Genomic DNA, 16,034 nt, shown 5'->3' on the forward strand with positions numbered 1-16,034 from the left:
CCGCAAGCGGGACGAGGTAAGAGAAACGACACGACAGCGCGCCCGGTGAAAACCGGGCGCGCTTCGTTCAGATGGCTAGAAGCCCATTACTCCGAATACTTGAACTCCGGCATGTTCTTCAGCTCGTCCTTGCTGGCATTGAACACGGCGTGATCCGGATACCATTTCGAGGTGGACGACGTCGTGGTCGCAGCGGGCTTGGTGTCGGCGGTGCCGGTCGCAGCGCCCGTGGTCGTGGTCGCGGCGGGCTTCGCGCCGGTGCCGGTGTAGGCGACGGCCTCGTTGACGAACTTCAGCTTCTCGTAGGGCACGGCGACCAGATGCTCGCCCATGCCGAGGAAGCCGCCGACGCCGATCACGGCAATCTTGATGTCGCCGCTCTTGTCCATCAGCAGGTCGTTGATCGTGCCGATGTTCTCGTTGGCCTCGTTGTAGACCTTCAACCCATCCATCTTGGACGTACGCCACTGTCCCGATGCGGTCGTGGTGGTCGTCGTGGCGGTGGTTGCCGCAGGCGCCGCCTTGTCGGTGGTGGCGGTCGGCGACTGCGCGAACGCAACGGTCGTGAGCAGTGCAGTGCCGGCAAGGCCGGCGACGATCGTCTTCATCATGTTGTCATCTCCTTCAACGAAAAACTCGTGTGGAGAAAACAGCGCTGATCACGCGCAGTTCCGTGCGCGCGGCAATTTCGTCGCGCGATGCGAGTGCAAGAACTCCACAAGGGTGTTCCTGCGTCACTCAGTAACATTTTGCGACGCACGGTTCCCCGCCGACGATCATGCGCCCTGGGTGAAGCACGATCGCGGCGAGGAGCCGCGCCGACCCGCGTCGCTCGGGGTCAGCTCTTGTAGTCGATCAGAAGCGCGGAGAAGCCGGAGCCGCCGGATGAGCCGCCGTTGGCGCCGTAGGACGATGTCGACGATTGCGATTGCTGCAGCGCCTGGAGGAATTGCTGCAGGATCTCGGCAATGGTCTGGTCGCTGGAGCTGCTGCTGGTCGTGTCCGTGGACGACGAGGAATCCGAGGAGCTGTCGTCGGGCGGCGGACCGGGCGGCGGCCCGCCTGCGCCACCGGGGCCGCCCGCCCCGCCGGGACCGCTCGCGAAGGCGGACTGAAACACGCCCTTGAGCGCTTCGGCCTGGTCCGAGGTCAGCGTCCCGTTCGACACCTCGTTCGAAATGAGGTCGTCGATCTTCGACTGCATGTCCGCCTTGGAGGGGCGCGTGCCGCTCGACCCATCGCTCGACCGGCTCTGCTGGAGTGCCGTGTCGATGTCGGTCAGCGCCGTCGAGAGCGCGGACTGATCCGCCGACGAGACCGTGCCGGCGGACACTTCCGATTGCAATTCCTGCTGCAGCCGCTGCAGCGGGGACTGAATGTTGCCGGCGGAGGCCGCCGAAATCGAGGTCATGATGGCTCCGTGGGTTTTGCGGGGTTTCGCTGCTGTCCACGCCACGGTATGGTTAACGGCCTTAACGAGACCTTGCTGCTCCGCGAGCACACGATTGCCGCCTGTTGCGGGACGCCGGACAGAAACAATCCGAAACAAAAATCTTCGCCATTTGGCCCGAATCTTGGACAAACAAAGCGCATGGCCATTCCCAATCCCAACATCCTGGTCGTCGAGGACGACCGCGAAACCCGGACGTTGATTGCGAAGTACCTGCGCAACAACGCCTGCAACGTCACCGCCGTGAGCGACGGCCGCGAGATGTCGCGCGCCATGGCCGATCACCGCATCGACCTGATCATTCTCGACGTCATGCTGCCGGGCGAGGACGGTCTCAGCCTGTGCCGCAAGGTGCGTGCCGAGGGGCAGACGCCGATCATCATGCTGACCGCGCGCGGCGAGGACGTCGACCGCATCGTCGGCCTGGAGATGGGCGCGGACGATTATCTGCCAAAACCCTTCAACCCGCGCGAGCTGCTTGCCCGCATCAACGCGGTGCTGCGCCGCCAGGCCGCGGCGCAGGCGGCAAGCTCGATCGAGGGCGCCTCCACGCTCACCTTCGAGGGCTGGCACATCGATCTGCGGCTGCGCGAATTGCGCAATCCGGAGGGCGCGCGCGTCGCGGTGACCAGCGCCGAATTCGATCTGTTGCGCACGTTCTGCGAACGGCCCGGCCGCGTGCTGTCGCGCGACAGCCTGCTCGACCTCACGCAAGGGCGCAACACCGGCTCGTTCGAGCGCTCCATCGACGTGCTGGTCAGCCGCATCCGCCGCAAGATCGAGCCCAACCCGGCCGATCCCACGCTCATCAAGACGGTGCGCTCCGGCGGCTATCTGTTCACGCCGCGAACCCAGGTCGCAAATCCTCAAGCGACAAGCCTTCCCGCGGCAAGCCCCCAGGCAGCAGGCATTGAAGCGGTTGCGGCGCCCCTGAGCAGTTAAGGGGACGCCGACGATGAAGCCGTTCGGGTTCTTCCACCTCAAGGGGATCGGCGGGCAGATCGCCGCGCTGGTGCTGGCGTCGACCCTCGCGCTGCATCTCGTCGTCACCACCGCCTTCCTGATCAGCCGGCCGGATCGCCCCGACACGCCGCCGGACGGCGCGCACCAATTGACCGATGCCGCGCTGCTGCTCGGCTCTGCCGAGCCCGGCGAACGACCGCGCCTCGTCGCCGATCTCGCGCGCGCCTTCCCCAAGCTCGGCATCGAAGTGCTCGCCCCGGGCACCGCAAGCGTCGAGGAGAGCGACAATCAGCACCTGCGCGCAATGCGCCGTCATCTCGGGCGCGGCTACAAGCCGGTCCAGCTGGCCTCGGGCGGCAGCCAATCCCGCATCGGCGTCGAGTTGCCCGACGGCACCCTGATATCAGGGCATGTCGACGGCGGGCCGCGGCCATGGTTCTGGGGCGCACCCTGGCTGATAGCGCTGATGAGCGCCTTCATCTGCGTCACCGTGCTCGGCCTGTGGGCGGCGCGGGCGCTGGCAGCTCCCCTGTCGTCCTTCGCCAAGGCCGCCGAGAATTTCAGCCTGGACGGTGGGGCGGAGCCGCTGCCCGAGCGCGGCCCGGAAGAGATCCGCTCGGTGGCGCGCGCGCTCAACCGCATGCACGAGCGGATCGCCCGCCTGATGTCGGACCGCACCCGGATGCTGGCCGCGATCAGCCACGATCTGCGCACGCCGATCACCCGGCTGCGCCTGCGTGCCGAGTTCATCGAGGACGAGACCAATCGCAAGCGCATGCTGATCGACCTCGACCAGATGCGCGCGATGCTGGAGAGCGTACTGTCGCTGCTGCGCAACGACCGCAAGGTCGAGGCCGTGACGCTGGTCGATATCGCCAGCACGCTGCAGCTCGTCGCCGACCAGTTCGGCGACATGGGCCATGTCGTGCATTACGACGGGCCGGCCTCCGCGACCGCCGCCGCGCGGCCCGACGATCTGCATCGCGGCGTCGCCAACCTCGTCGAGAACGCGGTGCGCTTCGGCGCCGAGGTGACGATCCGCCTCGACGTCTCCGGCAGCAGGCTCGTGATCGACGTCGAGGACGACGGCCCCGGCATTTCGGACGCGCGCAAGCAGGAGATGCTGGAGCCGTTCGTGCGCGGCGACGATGCGCGCACCATGGACGAGTCCACCGGCTTCGGGCTCGGCCTGTCGATCGCGCGCGCCATCGCGCTCGCCCATGGCGGCGAGTTGTCGCTGCACGACCGCGAACCGCACGGACTGATCGTGCGGATGCAATTGCCGCTGTGGCTACAGCCGCGCCTGGCCGCGGCTTAGGATCGCCCGTTACGCCGCGAGCGGCGGGTGCTCGACGGCCGCCTCCTCGAAGATCGCCACCGCCTCGAAGCGATAGTTGCAGGCGTGGCAGGTCCAGAGATAGGAGACGCGCCCCTCGCCCGGCTCGATCCAGTCGGGCCGCGGGATCGGCGTGCCGCACTGGGCACAGGGGTTTTGCCTGGGGGTGTCGCTGAGGACTGCTTTTGTCATGGCACCTCTCCCGATTTGCTAGCCGCTTCCTACTCGCTTTCGCGCGCTTGCGCGACTAGACAGCCTTGCTGCCGCGAGTGGGGGTCGTCCGCCCTGAAGGAACCCTTAGCCCGGCATTGAGTCGTAACAGCGGCTCTGCGCCGCAAAATCGTCAGCGGCGGCGTTTGGTCACATCATCGCCGCGTTCGGGAGGCCTATCGGCAGCCGGGCGCAGGTCACCGAGAGGGCCTCAGGGATATCTTATGAAGATTTTACGCATTGCCGTGCTGCTCGTGGCCGGACTGACATTGCCGCAGGCGGCCTTCGCCGGTGAAGCCGAATATGCCGAGATGGTCGCGGCCCATGCCCGCGCCAACGGCGTGCCGGAAGCGCTGGTGCATCGCGTGATCATGCGCGAGAGCCGTTATCAGCCCCACCTCGTCGGCCGTGGCGGCACCATCGGGCTGATGCAGATCAAGCTCGCGACCGCGCGCGGCGTCGGCTACACCGGCGATGCTGCGGGCCTGCGCGATCCCAACACCAACCTCACCTATGCCGTGAAATACCTCGCCGGCGCCTATCGCGCCGCCAATGGCGACCACGCCCGCGCCGTGCGCTATTTCGCCGGCGGCTATTACTACGCCGCAAAGCGCCAGCGTCAGGAGGCCGTGCAGGTCGCCAACATGGGCGAGACCATGGGCCAAGGGGGTATGGGTCAACCTTGGCTGGAGCCGAACGGCAATCCGCAGCCGATGTTCGGCAATGTGCCGCACCGCAAGCTGGTCCAGCGCGTGCGCAACGCGCGGGCGCAGGCCTCGCGGTAACTCCCCGTGTCCCGGACACGCCGCAGCGTGCAACGCTGCTGCGCAGAGCTGGGACCCAGCCCTTCCTCCGCCACATGGGCCCCGGCTCAGCGACGCATCACGCCGCCAAGAGGCGGCGCACTGCATCGCGTCCGGGGCACGAGCGCTGCGGTTCCCGGCCAACACGCGTTGACCACCCCGCCCCACTGTCCTACATTAGACCTGTTCCGAGGGGTGCTCCGAGGAGGAGCTGAGATACCGCTAAACGGGCAATGCCGATCAACCGGCCTGCCAGGACCGCGGTGACCCTTTGAACCTGATCCGGGTCATGCCGGCGAAGGGACAGGGATGTTGCAAACGACCAAGCGACCGGATTCACCGGTATCCATCATCGGCGCAGGCATTGCGGGCGCCTGGCAAGCCCTGCTGTTCGCGCAGGCCGGCCATGCCGTGACCTTGCACGAGCGCGGTGACGAGGCGATGACGGACGCCACCAGCCATTGGGCCGGCGGCATGCTCGCGCCCTATTGCGAGGCGGAGGTCGCCGAACCCATCATCAGCCGGCTCGGCCTGCGCTCGCTCGACGTCTGGCGGCGCGAGCTGCCCGACACGCCGTTCAACGGCTCGCTCGTCGTCGCCCATCCACGCGAGCGCAACGATTTCGAGCGCTTTGCCCGCATGACCGAGGATCACCGCCGGCTCGACGCCGCCGGCCTCGCCGCGCTCGAGCCGTCGCTGGAGGGCCGCTTCCGCGACGCGCTGTTCTTCCCGGCCGAGGGCCATGTCGAGCCGCGCCGCGTGCTGCCGCAGCTGCACGAGCGCATCCGCGCCGCCGGCGGCACCATCAAGTTCGAAAGCGACGTCACCGTCGACGATCTCGCAAAAGACCCTGACGGCATCGTGATCGACTGCCGCGGCCTCGGCGCCCGCGACGAGCAGCCGGAGCTGCGCGGCGTCAAGGGCGAGATGATCCTGATCGAGACCGCCGAGGTGCAGCTCGCGCGCCCGGTGCGGCTGATGCATCCGCGCTGGCCGCTCTACGTGATCCCGCGCGAGAACAATCTGTTCATGCTGGGCGCGACCTCGATCGAGGCCGAGGACACCGGCGTCAGCGTCCGCTCCGCGCTCGAGCTGCTCGGCGCCGCCTATGCGGTGCATCCGGCCTTCGGCGAAGCCCGCATCGTCGAGTTCGGCTCGGGGCTTCGTCCCGCTTTTCCCGACAATCTGCCGCGCATCGGCATTCGCGGCCGCAGGATCACCGTCAACGGCCTTTACCGCCACGGCTTCCTGATCGCCCCCGCGCTCGCCGAGCTGACGCTCAACTATGTCGAGCGTGGCCAGATCGACAACGAGGTGATGCAATGCGTCTGATCGTCAACGGTGAGCAGCGCGACGTGACCGCGGCCAGCGTCGACGCGCTGCTCGCCGAGCTCGACTACGAAGGCAGCCACTTCGCGATCGCGCTGAACTACGACGTCGTGCCGAAAAGCCGCTGGGCCGAGACCGCACTGAAGGCCGGCGACGAGATCGAGATCATCACGCCGCGGCAGGGAGGGTGAGGTGATGATGCTCTCACTCCACACTCCACTGTCATCGCCCGGCTTGACCGGGCGATCCAGTACGCCGCGGCCTCACGTTTCCCGCCGTACTGCCGCGGCATACTGGATCCCCGCTTTCGCGGGGACGACAGCTACGTTTGCGCTGACACCGTCATTCAAGGAGACACCTTCGACATGGTGACCTTCTACGGCAAAACCTTCGCCTCGCGCCTGCTCATCGGCAGCGCGCTCTATCCCTCGCCGGCGATCATGCAGAGCGCGATCCGCGCCTCCGGCTCGAACATCGTCACGGTGTCGCTGCGGCGTGAATCCGCCGGCGGCAAGACCGGCGACGCGTTCTGGAACCTGATCCGCGAGCTCGACGTCACGGTGCTGCCGAACACCGCGGGCTGCCGCACGGTGCGCGAGGCGGTGACCACCGCAAAACTCGCGCGCGAATTGTTCGGCACGAGCTGGATCAAGCTCGAAGTGATCGCCGACAACGACACGCTGCAGCCCGACGTCGTTGGCCTGGTCGAAGCCGCCACCATCCTGGTCAAGGATGGCTTTGAAGTATTCCCCTATTGCACCGAAGATCTCTCGGTGGCCAACCGCCTGGTCGATGCCGGCTGCAAGGTGGTGATGCCGTGGGCCGCGCCGATCGGCAGCGCCAAGGGCATCACCAATCGCGATGCGCTGAAGCTGATGCGCGACCGGCTGCCCGACGTCACCCTGGTGGTCGACGCCGGCCTGGGCGCGCCCAGCCACGCCGCGCAGGCACTGGAGCTCGGCTATGATGCCGTGCTGCTCAACACCGCGATCGCAAAGGCCGCCGATCCCGTCGCGATGGCCAAAGCCTTCCGCTTGGGTATCGAGGCCGGCCGCACCGCTTACGAGGCCGGGCTGATGAACGCCCGCGACTTCGCCTCCCCTTCCACCCCTGTCGTTGGGACCCCGTTCTGGCATGCCGTATCCTGATCGCTTCTATCCCGTCGTCGACAGCCTTGCGTGGGTCGAGCGCCTCGCAAAACTCGGCGTCGGCACCATTCAGTTACGCGCCAAGGAGCTCGATGACGGGCAGGCCTTGCAGATGGTCACCGACGCGCTGGCGATCACGAAAGGCACGCAAGCCAAGCTGGTCGTGAACGATTATTGGCGCGCCGCGATCGTCGCCGACGCAAAATATCTGCATCTCGGCCAGGAGGATCTCGCAGAGGCCGACCTCAAGGCGATCCGCGAGGCCGGCCTGTCACTCGGCATCTCAACCCATGACGATGCCGAGCTTGAAACCGCGCTCGCTGCCAAGCCCGATTACGTCGCGCTCGGCCCGATCTTCTTCACCACGCTCAAATCGATGCGCTTCGAGCCGCAAGGCATTCCGAAGATCACCGAATGGAAGAAGCGCATCGGCACCATCCCGCTGGTCGCCATCGGCGGCATCAAGTTCGAGCACGCTGCGGAGATCTTTGCCGCGGGCGCGGATTCGATCGCGGTGGTCAGCGACGTCACGCAGAATCCCGACCCGGACGCCCGCGTGCGACAATGGCTCGGCGGTTCGAAGGAGGCGGCGTGATGCAGGTCCCGCTCTCATCCCACACGCCACTGTCATCGCCCGGCTTGACCGGGCGATCCAGTACACCGCGGCTTCACGGCTCCAGCCGCGCCGCCTCGGAGTACTGGATCCCCGCCTTCGCGGGGATGACAGCTGTAATCGCTCCTCGCGCAGCGACATCAACGAATTAACCGGAGGATCCCATGAACATCCGCTCCAACCCCGAAAAAACCATCCCCGCCGTCACCACCGGCCCGCTTCCCTCCTCGCGAAAGATCTTCGCCTCCCCGGACGCGGCGCCCGAGCTGCGCGTGCCCCTGCGCGAGATCATCCTGTCCGAAGGTGCGGGCGAGCCGAACCTGCCGGTCTACGACACCTCGGGCCCCTACACCGATCCGTCCGTCACGATCGACGTCAACGCGGGCCTCGCCCGCAACCGCAAAGCCTGGGTGCTGGAGCGCGGCGGCGTCGAGGAATATGAGGGCCGCCAGATCAAGCCGGAAGACAATGGCAGCGTCTCCACCGACAAGGCTGCGCGCGCCTTCTCGGCCTATCACAAGCCGCTGCGCGGCCTCGACGGCCACAAGATCACGCAGCTCGAATTCGCCCGCGCCGGCATCATCACCAAGGAGATGATCTACGTCGCCGCCCGCGAGAACCTTGGCCGCAAGCAGCAGCTGGAGCGCGCGGAAGCCGCCCTCGCCGACGGCGAAAGCTTCGGCGCTGCGGTCCCCGCCTTCATCACGCCCGAGTTCGTGCGCGACGAGATCGCGCGCGGCCGCGCCATCATTCCCTCGAACATCAACCACTCAGAGCTCGAGCCGATGATTATCGGCCGCAACTTCCTCACCAAGATCAACGCCAATATCGGCAACTCCGCGGTGACCTCGTCGGTCGAGGAAGAGGTCGAGAAGATGGTGTGGGCGATCCGCTGGGGCGCCGACACCGTGATGGACCTCTCGACGGGCCGTAACATCCACACCACCCGCGAATGGATCCTGCGCAACTCGCCGGTGCCGATCGGCACCGTTCCGATCTACCAGGCGCTGGAGAAGTGCAACGGCGATCCCGTCAAGCTGACCTGGGAGCTCTACAAGGACACGCTGATCGAGCAGTGCGAGCAGGGCGTCGATTACTTCACCATCCACGCCGGCGTGCGCCTGTCCTACATCCACCTCACCGCCAGCCGCGTCACCGGCATCGTCAGCCGTGGCGGTTCGATCATGGCGAAGTGGTGCCTGGCGCATCACAAGGAGAGCTTCCTCTACACGCATTTCGACGAGATCTGCGACCTCATGCGCAAGTATGACGTCTCGTTCTCGCTCGGCGACGGCCTGCGTCCGGGTTCGATCGCAGACGCCAACGACCGCGCGCAGTTTGCCGAGCTCGAAACCCTCGGCGAGCTCACCAAGATCGCGTGGGACAAGGGCTGCCAGGTCATGATCGAGGGCCCCGGCCACGTGCCGATGCACAAGATCAAGATCAACATGGACAAGCAGCTCAAGGAGTGCGGCGAGGCCCCCTTCTACACGCTCGGGCCCCTGACCACCGACATCGCGCCGGGCTATGACCACATCACGTCAGGCATCGGCGCCGCCATGATCGGCTGGTTCGGCTGCGCCATGCTCTGCTACGTCACGCCGAAGGAGCATCTCGGCCTACCCGATCGCAACGACGTCAAGACCGGCGTCATCACCTACAAGATCGCCGCCCACGCCAGCGATCTCGCCAAGGGCCACCCCGCCGCGCAACTGCGCGACGACGCCCTCTCCCGCGCCCGTTTCGACTTCCGCTGGAGCGACCAGTTCAACCTCGGCCTCGATCCCGATACCGCGAAGAACTTCCACGACGAGACCCTGCCGAAGGAAGCCCACAAGGTCGCCCATTTCTGCTCGATGTGCGGCCCAAAGTTCTGCTCGATGAAGATCACGCAGGACGTGCGCGACTACGCGGCGACGCTGAATGATCCGAACAGCGTGGGCATGTCGCTGGCCGGCACCGCCGAAGACGGCATGGCCAAGATGAGCGCGAAGTTCAAGGAGATGGGAAGCAGCGTTTATCTGGATGCGGAGAAGGTGAAGGAGAGCAATCGGGTGTTGTGAGGGCCCTCCTGCTCGCCCAAAATCAGCTGCTCCATTCAGAAAGCCGGGCCATTCGCCCGGCTTTCTTGCAGAAGCGTCGCTTCAAGAAACGGTCTTCTTCAACAATGGCTGATCCGCCTTCACGGAGACCGAGCATTCCGGCTCCCAAGGGAATCGCCTGTTGACGTCCTGCCAAATGACTTGCAGGCAGGGGAACGCAAGTCGCGATTTCCGGTAGAACCAGATCGCAGTGCCGAGGTAATCAGGATAAGCCGCCAACGGCACTTGCCAGAATCCGAGCTTGTAGCCGTTCTCCAGCAGTTCGTCGGAGATACTGTCGTCGTCGAATTTATCTCCCGCCGCAGCCCGATCGCGGATCAGGTTGATGATCGCCTGCGCGTTCTGGGCGCTCTGACCGAAGATAAGGAGTTCGGGGTGGCCGTAGTTCAGATACAGACCGATCGAAAATGCAAATGGTGGATTGGCATCTGGTACGCCTGTGATATGGCAGCCGTGGTTGCGGACATTGCGCAGGATGACCTTGTCGGCCTCGTGCTCCGGCTTGGGCCACTCAAATTGGTCTTGCATAAATCCCCCAGCCGGCCTGAGGCGCACGGCGCTCACACGCCTCTGATAATAACGACGGCAGATTCAGGGAAGAAGCAAGCCAATAGCTGCATCGAAGATGTCCAACATCATTCACCGCCTTCCCGACCAGCTCCGTCCCAACCTCCGCCTCGTCTTCGTCGGCACCGCCGCCTCGACGCGCTCGGCGGAGCTCGGGCACTACTACGCGCATCCCGGCAACCGCTTCTGGCGCGCGATCCATGAGGCCGGGATCACGCCGCGGCGCTATCAGCCGGGCGAGTTCGCGGAGCTGATCGCGCTCGGCATCGGTTTCACTGATCTGTCCAAGTCGGGTGCCGGGATGGATCACCAGATCGAGGCTGCTTCGATCGACGTACCCGGCTTCAAAGCCAAGATCGAAAAGTGTCGGCCGCGAACGATCGCGTTCACGAGCAAGAAGGCGGCGAGCTTGTTTTATGGCAAGCCGTCGGCTGCGATCGCGCTGGGGCGGCAGGTGCGCGACGGAAGCTTGCCGGAGATATTCGTGCTTCCCTCGCCGTCCGGCGCGGCGTCCGGGCATTGGACGATCGAGCCGTGGCGCGAACTGGGGGCGTGGATTGGTCGCGCACCCTGAGCGGCGACTGCCGGATTGCGTCTGCTCTCGTGTCCCGGGCAAGCGTAGCGCAGACCCGGGATCCAGAAGCTCCGGCACGGGTTCGTCATGGGCCCCGGCTCTGCAGCGCATCGCGCCGCAAGTGGCGTCGCGCTGCACTGCGTCCGGGGCACGCCACCACCGGTATTTCGCACACAGTCTGTCGGAGACAGTATCCGTCGTTCGTCCTGGAAACGATCACCCCGGAGCCTCCAATGCCCCCTACCATCACCGCCTTCGAAAACTCCCCCGACCGCGGCAAGGGCCAGGCCCGCGACATGCGGGTTCGCTGGGCGTTCGAGGAGGTCGGTCAGCCCTACGACGTCCGCCTCGTGTCGTTCAAGGCGATGAAGGAGCCCGCGCATCTTGCGCTGCATCCGTTCGGGCAGATTCCGACCTATGAGGATGGCGATCTCGCGCTGTTCGAGTCCGGCGCAATCGTGCTGCACATCGCCGAGCGCCATGATGGCTTGCTGTCTAAAGATGCCAATACGCGCGCCCGCGCGATCGCGTGGATGTTCGCCGCGCTGAGCACAATTGAGCCGCCGATCGTCGAGCTCACCATGGCGATGCTCTTCGAGCGCGACAAGAGCTGGTCCGCGGAGCGGCTGCCGATGTTGCAGGATCGCGTCCGCGTCAGGCTCGGCGAATTGTCCGCTCGCATCAGTGGTGCGGACTGGCTCGACGGCGCGTTCAGCGCCGGCGATCTCATGATGGTGACGGTGCTGCGGCGGTTGAACACATCGGGCCTGCTCGATGAATATCCTGCCATCGCCGCTTACGTCGCGCGCGGCGAGGCACGGCCCGCGTTCCGCCGCGCGTTCGACGCGCAGCTTGCGGTGTTCACCGCAACGGCGCGCTCGTAGCCGTCCCTAGCGCATCGTGATCGCGAGCCCGCTGAGATCGGCGTTCGCCATCAGGCCGACCTGTTGCCCCGTCAGCTCCAGCACGGCGCCCTTCTGGTTGGTCAGCACGATGGCGCGGGCGCCGGCGCCCACGGCGAGGCCCGCGCCGGCGGCGCCGTAGACCCCGGCGACGTCGGAGGGACGGTTGATGTTGCTGACGCGGCCGCGCAGCACGGTTTTCGAGCCGCCGAACACGAGGCCGTAGTCGAGGCCGCCGGTGGAGAGCCCATAGGTGCGGCCGCGGAAGTTGAGCACGCCGCTGCCGCCCGAGCCGCCGATGATCCAGCCCGCCTTGTAGATCGTCAGCGTCACGAAACCGCTGTCGGCCTGCGCCGCGGTCGAAAGTCCGGCCAGGGCCGCGATGGCGACCAGCACGGCGCGAAGGGTGGATGCAAGCTTCATGGGGGTCTCCGGGGGCTGTCTTTAGGGGGATTCGAATCAGACGAAGGGAATGTATCTGATTGATCGGGGCGGCAACATGATGGGGCAGTGTCAGTCGCGCTGTCCGCCAAACACCGAGCTGTCATCGCCCGGCCAGTGCGCAATTGGGCACCAGGACCGGGCGATCCAGTGTCCAGGGGCGGTCATGGTTGAGCCAAAAGGGCGCGGCGTACTGGATGCCCCGGTCAAGCCGGGGCATGACGGCGGAGTTTGGGGCGGCAGCACGGACCAATCGCAGCATGCGATGATGCCCCTGTTTTGCCCGACGATGCAATTCATCATCCTCGGTATAACCGAATTCGAAAACCCCAATGATTTCCGTCCCCCTCCTACTGTGCATGGGGTTGTTTTCGCATTTTTTGTTTTGAGGCCTCCTCACCTGCCGCTACGCTTGTGGCATCAGCGACCTTCCTTCGAGGTGATCCCATGCCGATCCAGCATTTCGCGCCCCCGCCGCACGTGAAAGCGCCGCCGCTGTCCTTTGCGACGCGGGTCGGCGATCTCCTGTTCGTCTCGGGCATTCCCGGCTTCGACGCCCATGGCGCGCTGCCTGATGGTTTCGAGGCGCAGTTCGCCAATGTCGTCGTCAACATCAAGCGCTTGCTGGACGAGGCCGGCGCCGGTGTCCGCGACCTCGCCAAGGTCAACGTGCTCTTGACCCGCCCCTCCGACGTCGCCGCCATGAATGCGCTCTATGCCGGCGCCTTCGGTCCGCCGCCCTACCCGGCGCGCACGACGTGCGTGGTGCAGGCCCTGCCCGATCCGAAGATGCTGATCGAGATCGAGGCGGTGGCCTCGCTGGCGAAGGGCTAGTTCGAACGGCGGAGGGACGGCTGACATATCCGTGATCGACCGCCGCCCGGCTTGCCAGAAGCATTGTTTTGCCGCACCAGTTTTCCTCTCACCTTCCCTTCAGGAGATATTTCATGCGTCGCGTTCTCGCCCTCTGTGCCGTTGCCGGCATCGCTTCCTCCGCGTTCGCCGTGCCCGCGTCCGCCAAGGCCGGCTATTACGTGATCCGCTGGGACAACACCGGCATCTGCCAGGTCTGGAACGAGGACCTGCAGTACAAGCCTCTCCAGATCGGGGTGTCGACCTACAAGGTCGTCAGCAAGCCGATGCCGACCTTCCAGCAGGCGTCCGACCTCCAGATCAAGATGCGCGCGGAGCGCCGCTGCACGCTCTAGGCTTGACGCGACAAGACGGATGTCGAGGGCGGATCGCGCGAGCGGTCCGCCCTTTTCGTTTGCGGGACCCGCGCATTTTCGCAGCCGAAACCGGCCAGGTCTCGCTCACGATGTTTGAACCTGATCGGCGCGTGGAATGACTCACATCTTGTCCGGCGCGCATCACCCACAGACGTCCGGCACAAGCCCTCCCCGCATTGCCGGGAGGCGCATCACATCATTCATTTGAGGAGCTGATCATGCGTCGTATTTCCGTGCTGTGCGCTGCCGCCGGTCTTGCCGTCACCGCGTTCGTCGCCGCGAGCCCTGCACAGGCCAGCTATCACCTGATCCGCTGGCAGGACTCGGGCTTCTGCCAGATCTGGGACGAGAGCATCCCGACCACGCCGTGGCCGGCCGGCTATCACCGTGCCAGCGCGAGCATGCCGACCTTCATCGACGCACTCGCGGCGAAGGATGCCGCGCTGAAGAACGGTCACTGCACCTGGTAGGATTTCGATCGGCGGACGAAGAGCCGGGCAAGGACGAAGACCTCGTCCTTGCCCGCTTTGTTTTTCACGCGTCCTTGTGCGCGCCGGGATGGATCAGGACGTCGCGCGCGGCGGCGAGGTCGATGAAGGCTTGCGTGCTGCCGCCGTGGTCGGGATGCATGCCCTTGGCGGCGCGGCGATAGGCCTGGTTGATGTCCTCGCAGGTGAGCTGCACCGCGAGCGGCAGCCCGAGCATCTTGCGGGCGCGATCCTCGCTGGAGAGCTTCTTCGGCGCAGCGTTGCGGCGGCCGAAGCGCGGCGCGGTCAAATCATGGACGACCTCGAGCACCACGCCGAGACGGCGCTGCGCCGCCAGCGTGACGCCGTCATCGTCATTGTCGACCGCCTGGCGCAGCACCGGCAGCGCCTGCTCCGCCGCCTGGCGCAGCGTGACGTCGACGCTCATCCGCGCGATCTCGGCCACGAGCCGGCCCGCCTCGGCGAAGTCGGCGGATTGCGCCGACCGCAGGCGTTCCAGAGCCAGTTTCCAGGAGTCCAGCCGAGTGTCGAGCCGTTCCATCATGCGTGCAACGTTTAGCAATCGAGATCAGTATGCCAAGGCTGCCGTTTCCGACCCCTTAATTTCGAGTTAGCGTTTGGTGAAACTTCGAAAAGAAATCGGGAGGAAAATGTCATGGCATTGCTCGCAAACCACATCGCCGTCGTCACCGGGGCCGGTTCCGGCATCGGCCGCGCGATCGCCGCCGGCTACGCGCGCGAGGGCGCGCGGGTGGTGCTGCTCGACGTCAATTCCGACACGGTCGCGGAGGCCGCGCAGGAGATCCGAGAAGCGGGCGGCAAGGCCGAGAGCTTTGCGCTCGACGTGACCAGGCGCGAGGATTGCTTCGCGCTGGCAAAGCAGGTCGAAGGCAAGGTCGGGCAGGTCTCGATCCTCGTCAACAATGCCGGCATCACCCGCCGCAACGCCTTCACCGCGGAGACCGAGACGGTGGCGAAGGACTGGAACGACATCATCTCGCTCAACCTCAACGGCGTCTTCAACATGACGCAGGCCTTCCTCGCACCTCTGCGCGCGAGCAAGGGCCGCATCGTCAATATCGGCTCGATCCAGTCCTTCGTGCATCTGCGCACGCCGAGCTCGGCGGCCTATACGACCTCGAAGCACGGCGTGCTCGGCTTCACCAAGGCGCTCGCGGTTGAGCTCGGCAAGGAAGGCGTGCGCGTCAACGCGATCGGGCCGGGCTTCATCGAGACCAACATCAACGCCAATGTGCGCGCCACCAATCCGGCGCTGGTGCAGGCCTTCGTCGACCACACCCCGCTGGCGCGCACCGGCAAACCGGAGGATATCGTCGGCCCCGCGCTCTTCCTCGCGTCGGATCTGTCGGCCTATGTCACGGGAACGATCGTGATGGTGGACGGTGGCTACCGGACGGTGTGAGGAAGCAGACCGGGCCGCATTGATATGCATCTTCTGCCAATCGCGGCGGCTTCGCGGCATTCCCGAGGTCATCTGGTGCGATGCTCCCCAATTAACCTTTCGTTAACCAAACCCGACCACCGTGGATCTACGGCTTGGGGGTCGTTTGTTCTCGATCCGCTTCCAACGATGGAAGCGGGCGTTGATCGGGGAGTGTGTTGATGACCACTGTTCACGTCGCCGCGTCCGAGCCGGGCGCGCAATTTCTTGCTCCTAACCAGATCGTTCCGCTTCTGATCGGCGCCACCGTCGACGAGGTCGAGCGCGAGCTCGTGCTCCAGACGCTGGCGCGCTGCGACGGCAACCGAACGCGCGCCTCGCGCGTGCTCGGCCTGTCGGTGCGCACGCTGCGCAACAAGATCAAGCTCTACGCCGCCTCCGGCATCGACGTGCCCGCCTATCAGGATTAGCGCGCGG

The 16,034-nt window shown here is 65.7% G+C and carries 21 protein-coding genes and 1 riboswitch; of the genes, 15 read left to right on the forward strand and 6 right to left on the reverse strand.

Annotated features, from left to right (window positions below; translation table 11 throughout):
- Positions 1-86: 86 nt before the first annotated feature.
- Together AC0WRY_RS27935 and AC0WRY_RS27940 are read right to left on the reverse strand one after the other, a co-directional pair.
- The gene (locus tag AC0WRY_RS27935) at positions 87-611 is read right to left on the reverse strand and encodes a PRC-barrel domain-containing protein (RefSeq protein ID WP_194403976.1); all 525 of its coding nucleotides are present in this window, start codon (positions 609-611) and stop codon (positions 87-89) included.
- 227 nt (positions 612-838) lie between these two features.
- Complete coding sequence (locus AC0WRY_RS27940) at positions 839-1,411, reverse strand: hypothetical protein (protein ID WP_491121853.1); 573 nt, start codon at positions 1,409-1,411, stop codon at positions 839-841.
- Between the two features lie 180 nt (positions 1,412-1,591).
- Between AC0WRY_RS27940 and AC0WRY_RS27945 the strand changes: the two genes are divergently transcribed.
- On the forward strand, positions 1,592-2,392 hold the full coding sequence (locus AC0WRY_RS27945) for a response regulator (RefSeq protein ID WP_491121855.1): 801 nt from the start codon (positions 1,592-1,594) through the stop codon (positions 2,390-2,392).
- 13 nt (positions 2,393-2,405) lie between these two features.
- Positions 2,406-3,731, forward strand: a complete 1,326-nt coding sequence (locus AC0WRY_RS27950; protein WP_491121857.1) for an ATP-binding protein — start codon at positions 2,406-2,408, stop codon at positions 3,729-3,731.
- A gap of 9 nt (positions 3,732-3,740) precedes the next feature.
- Here the strand turns inward: AC0WRY_RS27950 and AC0WRY_RS27955 are convergent, their stop codons facing one another.
- Positions 3,741-3,941: a hypothetical protein gene (locus tag AC0WRY_RS27955; protein ID WP_194403980.1), complete on the reverse strand. Its 201-nt coding sequence runs from the start codon at positions 3,939-3,941 to the stop codon at positions 3,741-3,743.
- 242 nt (positions 3,942-4,183) lie between these two features.
- Between AC0WRY_RS27955 and AC0WRY_RS27960 the strand changes: the two genes are divergently transcribed.
- The 6 genes from AC0WRY_RS27960 to thiC all read left to right on the forward strand — a co-directional run bounded on the left by AC0WRY_RS27960 (position 4,184) and on the right by thiC (position 9,915).
- Positions 4,184-4,744, forward strand: a complete 561-nt coding sequence (locus AC0WRY_RS27960) for a transglycosylase SLT domain-containing protein (protein ID WP_491121859.1) — start codon at positions 4,184-4,186, stop codon at positions 4,742-4,744.
- Between the two features lie 199 nt (positions 4,745-4,943).
- Positions 4,944-5,084: riboswitch (TPP riboswitch) on the forward strand.
- A complete protein-coding gene (locus AC0WRY_RS27965; RefSeq protein ID WP_285807669.1) occupies positions 5,072-6,094 on the forward strand; it encodes an FAD-dependent oxidoreductase in 1,023 nt (340 codons plus the stop codon). Its footprint overlaps the riboswitch before it by 13 nt.
- On the forward strand, positions 6,085-6,282 hold the full coding sequence (thiS, locus tag AC0WRY_RS27970; protein ID WP_491121861.1) for a sulfur carrier protein ThiS: 198 nt from the start codon (positions 6,085-6,087) through the stop codon (positions 6,280-6,282). The genes AC0WRY_RS27965 and thiS overlap by 10 nt, the downstream gene beginning before the upstream one ends.
- Before the next feature lie 174 nt (positions 6,283-6,456).
- Positions 6,457-7,239: a thiazole synthase gene (locus tag AC0WRY_RS27975; protein ID WP_491121863.1), complete on the forward strand. Its 783-nt coding sequence runs from the start codon at positions 6,457-6,459 to the stop codon at positions 7,237-7,239.
- Positions 7,226-7,834: a thiamine phosphate synthase gene (locus tag AC0WRY_RS27980; RefSeq protein WP_491121865.1), complete on the forward strand. Its 609-nt coding sequence runs from the start codon at positions 7,226-7,228 to the stop codon at positions 7,832-7,834. The genes AC0WRY_RS27975 and AC0WRY_RS27980 overlap by 14 nt, the downstream gene beginning before the upstream one ends.
- Positions 7,835-8,016: 182 nt before the next feature.
- Positions 8,017-9,915, forward strand: coding sequence for a phosphomethylpyrimidine synthase ThiC (gene thiC / locus AC0WRY_RS27985; protein ID WP_491121867.1), 1,899 nt, complete (start codon positions 8,017-8,019; stop codon positions 9,913-9,915).
- An 81-nt stretch (positions 9,916-9,996) separates the two neighbouring features.
- Here thiC and AC0WRY_RS27990 read toward each other — a convergent pair whose 3' ends face one another.
- The gene (locus AC0WRY_RS27990; RefSeq protein ID WP_491121869.1) at positions 9,997-10,482 is read right to left on the reverse strand and encodes a DUF4262 domain-containing protein; all 486 of its coding nucleotides are present in this window, start codon (positions 10,480-10,482) and stop codon (positions 9,997-9,999) included.
- Positions 10,483-10,579: 97 nt separating this feature from the next.
- Here AC0WRY_RS27990 and AC0WRY_RS27995 point away from each other — a divergent pair, with 97 nt between their 5' ends.
- Together AC0WRY_RS27995 and AC0WRY_RS28000 are read left to right on the forward strand one after the other, a co-directional pair.
- Positions 10,580-11,095 carry a mismatch-specific DNA-glycosylase gene (locus AC0WRY_RS27995; protein ID WP_491121871.1) on the forward strand — a complete coding sequence of 172 codons (516 nt, stop codon included), beginning with the start codon at positions 10,580-10,582 and terminating at the stop codon, positions 11,093-11,095.
- A gap of 233 nt (positions 11,096-11,328) precedes the next feature.
- The gene (locus AC0WRY_RS28000; RefSeq protein WP_194403989.1) at positions 11,329-11,979 is read left to right on the forward strand and encodes a glutathione S-transferase family protein; all 651 of its coding nucleotides are present in this window, start codon (positions 11,329-11,331) and stop codon (positions 11,977-11,979) included.
- 6 nt (positions 11,980-11,985) lie between these two features.
- Here AC0WRY_RS28000 and AC0WRY_RS28005 read toward each other — a convergent pair whose 3' ends face one another.
- Positions 11,986-12,420 carry a hypothetical protein gene (locus AC0WRY_RS28005; protein ID WP_491121873.1) on the reverse strand — a complete coding sequence of 145 codons (435 nt, stop codon included), beginning with the start codon at positions 12,418-12,420 and terminating at the stop codon, positions 11,986-11,988.
- Positions 12,421-12,885: 465 nt separating this feature from the next.
- Between AC0WRY_RS28005 and AC0WRY_RS28010 the strand changes: the two genes are divergently transcribed.
- The 3 genes from AC0WRY_RS28010 to AC0WRY_RS28020 all read left to right on the forward strand — a co-directional run bounded on the left by AC0WRY_RS28010 (position 12,886) and on the right by AC0WRY_RS28020 (position 14,137).
- Positions 12,886-13,272 carry a RidA family protein gene (locus tag AC0WRY_RS28010; RefSeq protein ID WP_491121875.1) on the forward strand — a complete coding sequence of 129 codons (387 nt, stop codon included), beginning with the start codon at positions 12,886-12,888 and terminating at the stop codon, positions 13,270-13,272.
- Positions 13,273-13,385: 113 nt separating this feature from the next.
- Positions 13,386-13,646 (forward strand): hypothetical protein, encoded by a 261-nt coding sequence (locus tag AC0WRY_RS28015; RefSeq protein WP_491121877.1) that lies wholly within the window; start codon positions 13,386-13,388, stop codon positions 13,644-13,646.
- A gap of 239 nt (positions 13,647-13,885) precedes the next feature.
- Positions 13,886-14,137 (forward strand): hypothetical protein, encoded by a 252-nt coding sequence (locus AC0WRY_RS28020; RefSeq protein ID WP_194403993.1) that lies wholly within the window; start codon positions 13,886-13,888, stop codon positions 14,135-14,137.
- 64 nt (positions 14,138-14,201) lie between these two features.
- On the opposite strand, the gene AC0WRY_RS28025 is transcribed toward AC0WRY_RS28020, so the two are convergent.
- Positions 14,202-14,699, reverse strand: a complete 498-nt coding sequence (locus AC0WRY_RS28025; protein WP_491121879.1) for a J domain-containing protein — start codon at positions 14,697-14,699, stop codon at positions 14,202-14,204.
- Between the two features lie 111 nt (positions 14,700-14,810).
- Here AC0WRY_RS28025 and AC0WRY_RS28030 point away from each other — a divergent pair, with 111 nt between their 5' ends.
- Entirely contained in the window at positions 14,811-15,578 is a 768-nt protein-coding gene (locus AC0WRY_RS28030) for an SDR family NAD(P)-dependent oxidoreductase (protein WP_211416243.1), read from the forward strand.
- 200 nt (positions 15,579-15,778) lie between these two features.
- The gene (locus AC0WRY_RS28035) at positions 15,779-16,027 is read left to right on the forward strand and encodes a helix-turn-helix domain-containing protein (protein WP_128917339.1); all 249 of its coding nucleotides are present in this window, start codon (positions 15,779-15,781) and stop codon (positions 16,025-16,027) included.
- Positions 16,028-16,034 lie beyond the last annotated feature (7 nt).

Source organism: Bradyrhizobium sp. T-12 (genome assembly GCF_058314695.1).

Bases quoted from the DNA above. Each gene is read 5' to 3' on its own strand.
- AC0WRY_RS27935 (WP_194403976.1), bottom strand. From the start codon at position 611: ATGATGAAGACGATCGTCGCCGGCCTTGCCGGCACTGCACTGCTCACG.
- AC0WRY_RS27940 (WP_491121853.1), bottom strand. From the start codon at position 1,411: ATGACCTCGATTTCGGCGGCCTCCGCCGGCAACATTCAGTCCCCGCTG.
- AC0WRY_RS27945 (WP_491121855.1), top strand. From the start codon at position 1,592: ATGGCCATTCCCAATCCCAACATCCTGGTCGTCGAGGACGACCGCGAA.
- AC0WRY_RS27950 (WP_491121857.1), top strand. From the start codon at position 2,406: ATGAAGCCGTTCGGGTTCTTCCACCTCAAGGGGATCGGCGGGCAGATC.
- AC0WRY_RS27955 (WP_194403980.1), bottom strand. From the start codon at position 3,941: ATGACAAAAGCAGTCCTCAGCGACACCCCCAGGCAAAACCCCTGTGCC.
- AC0WRY_RS27960 (WP_491121859.1), top strand. From the start codon at position 4,184: ATGAAGATTTTACGCATTGCCGTGCTGCTCGTGGCCGGACTGACATTG.
- AC0WRY_RS27965 (WP_285807669.1), top strand. From the start codon at position 5,072: ATGTTGCAAACGACCAAGCGACCGGATTCACCGGTATCCATCATCGGC.
- thiS (WP_491121861.1), top strand. From the start codon at position 6,085: ATGCGTCTGATCGTCAACGGTGAGCAGCGCGACGTGACCGCGGCCAGC.
- AC0WRY_RS27975 (WP_491121863.1), top strand. From the start codon at position 6,457: ATGGTGACCTTCTACGGCAAAACCTTCGCCTCGCGCCTGCTCATCGGC.
- AC0WRY_RS27980 (WP_491121865.1), top strand. From the start codon at position 7,226: ATGCCGTATCCTGATCGCTTCTATCCCGTCGTCGACAGCCTTGCGTGG.
- thiC (WP_491121867.1), top strand. From the start codon at position 8,017: ATGAACATCCGCTCCAACCCCGAAAAAACCATCCCCGCCGTCACCACC.
- AC0WRY_RS27990 (WP_491121869.1), bottom strand. From the start codon at position 10,482: ATGCAAGACCAATTTGAGTGGCCCAAGCCGGAGCACGAGGCCGACAAG.
- AC0WRY_RS27995 (WP_491121871.1), top strand. From the start codon at position 10,580: ATGTCCAACATCATTCACCGCCTTCCCGACCAGCTCCGTCCCAACCTC.
- AC0WRY_RS28000 (WP_194403989.1), top strand. From the start codon at position 11,329: ATGCCCCCTACCATCACCGCCTTCGAAAACTCCCCCGACCGCGGCAAG.
- AC0WRY_RS28005 (WP_491121873.1), bottom strand. From the start codon at position 12,420: ATGAAGCTTGCATCCACCCTTCGCGCCGTGCTGGTCGCCATCGCGGCC.
- AC0WRY_RS28010 (WP_491121875.1), top strand. From the start codon at position 12,886: ATGCCGATCCAGCATTTCGCGCCCCCGCCGCACGTGAAAGCGCCGCCG.
- AC0WRY_RS28015 (WP_491121877.1), top strand. From the start codon at position 13,386: ATGCGTCGCGTTCTCGCCCTCTGTGCCGTTGCCGGCATCGCTTCCTCC.
- AC0WRY_RS28020 (WP_194403993.1), top strand. From the start codon at position 13,886: ATGCGTCGTATTTCCGTGCTGTGCGCTGCCGCCGGTCTTGCCGTCACC.
- AC0WRY_RS28025 (WP_491121879.1), bottom strand. From the start codon at position 14,699: ATGATGGAACGGCTCGACACTCGGCTGGACTCCTGGAAACTGGCTCTG.
- AC0WRY_RS28030 (WP_211416243.1), top strand. From the start codon at position 14,811: ATGGCATTGCTCGCAAACCACATCGCCGTCGTCACCGGGGCCGGTTCC.
- AC0WRY_RS28035 (WP_128917339.1), top strand. From the start codon at position 15,779: ATGACCACTGTTCACGTCGCCGCGTCCGAGCCGGGCGCGCAATTTCTT.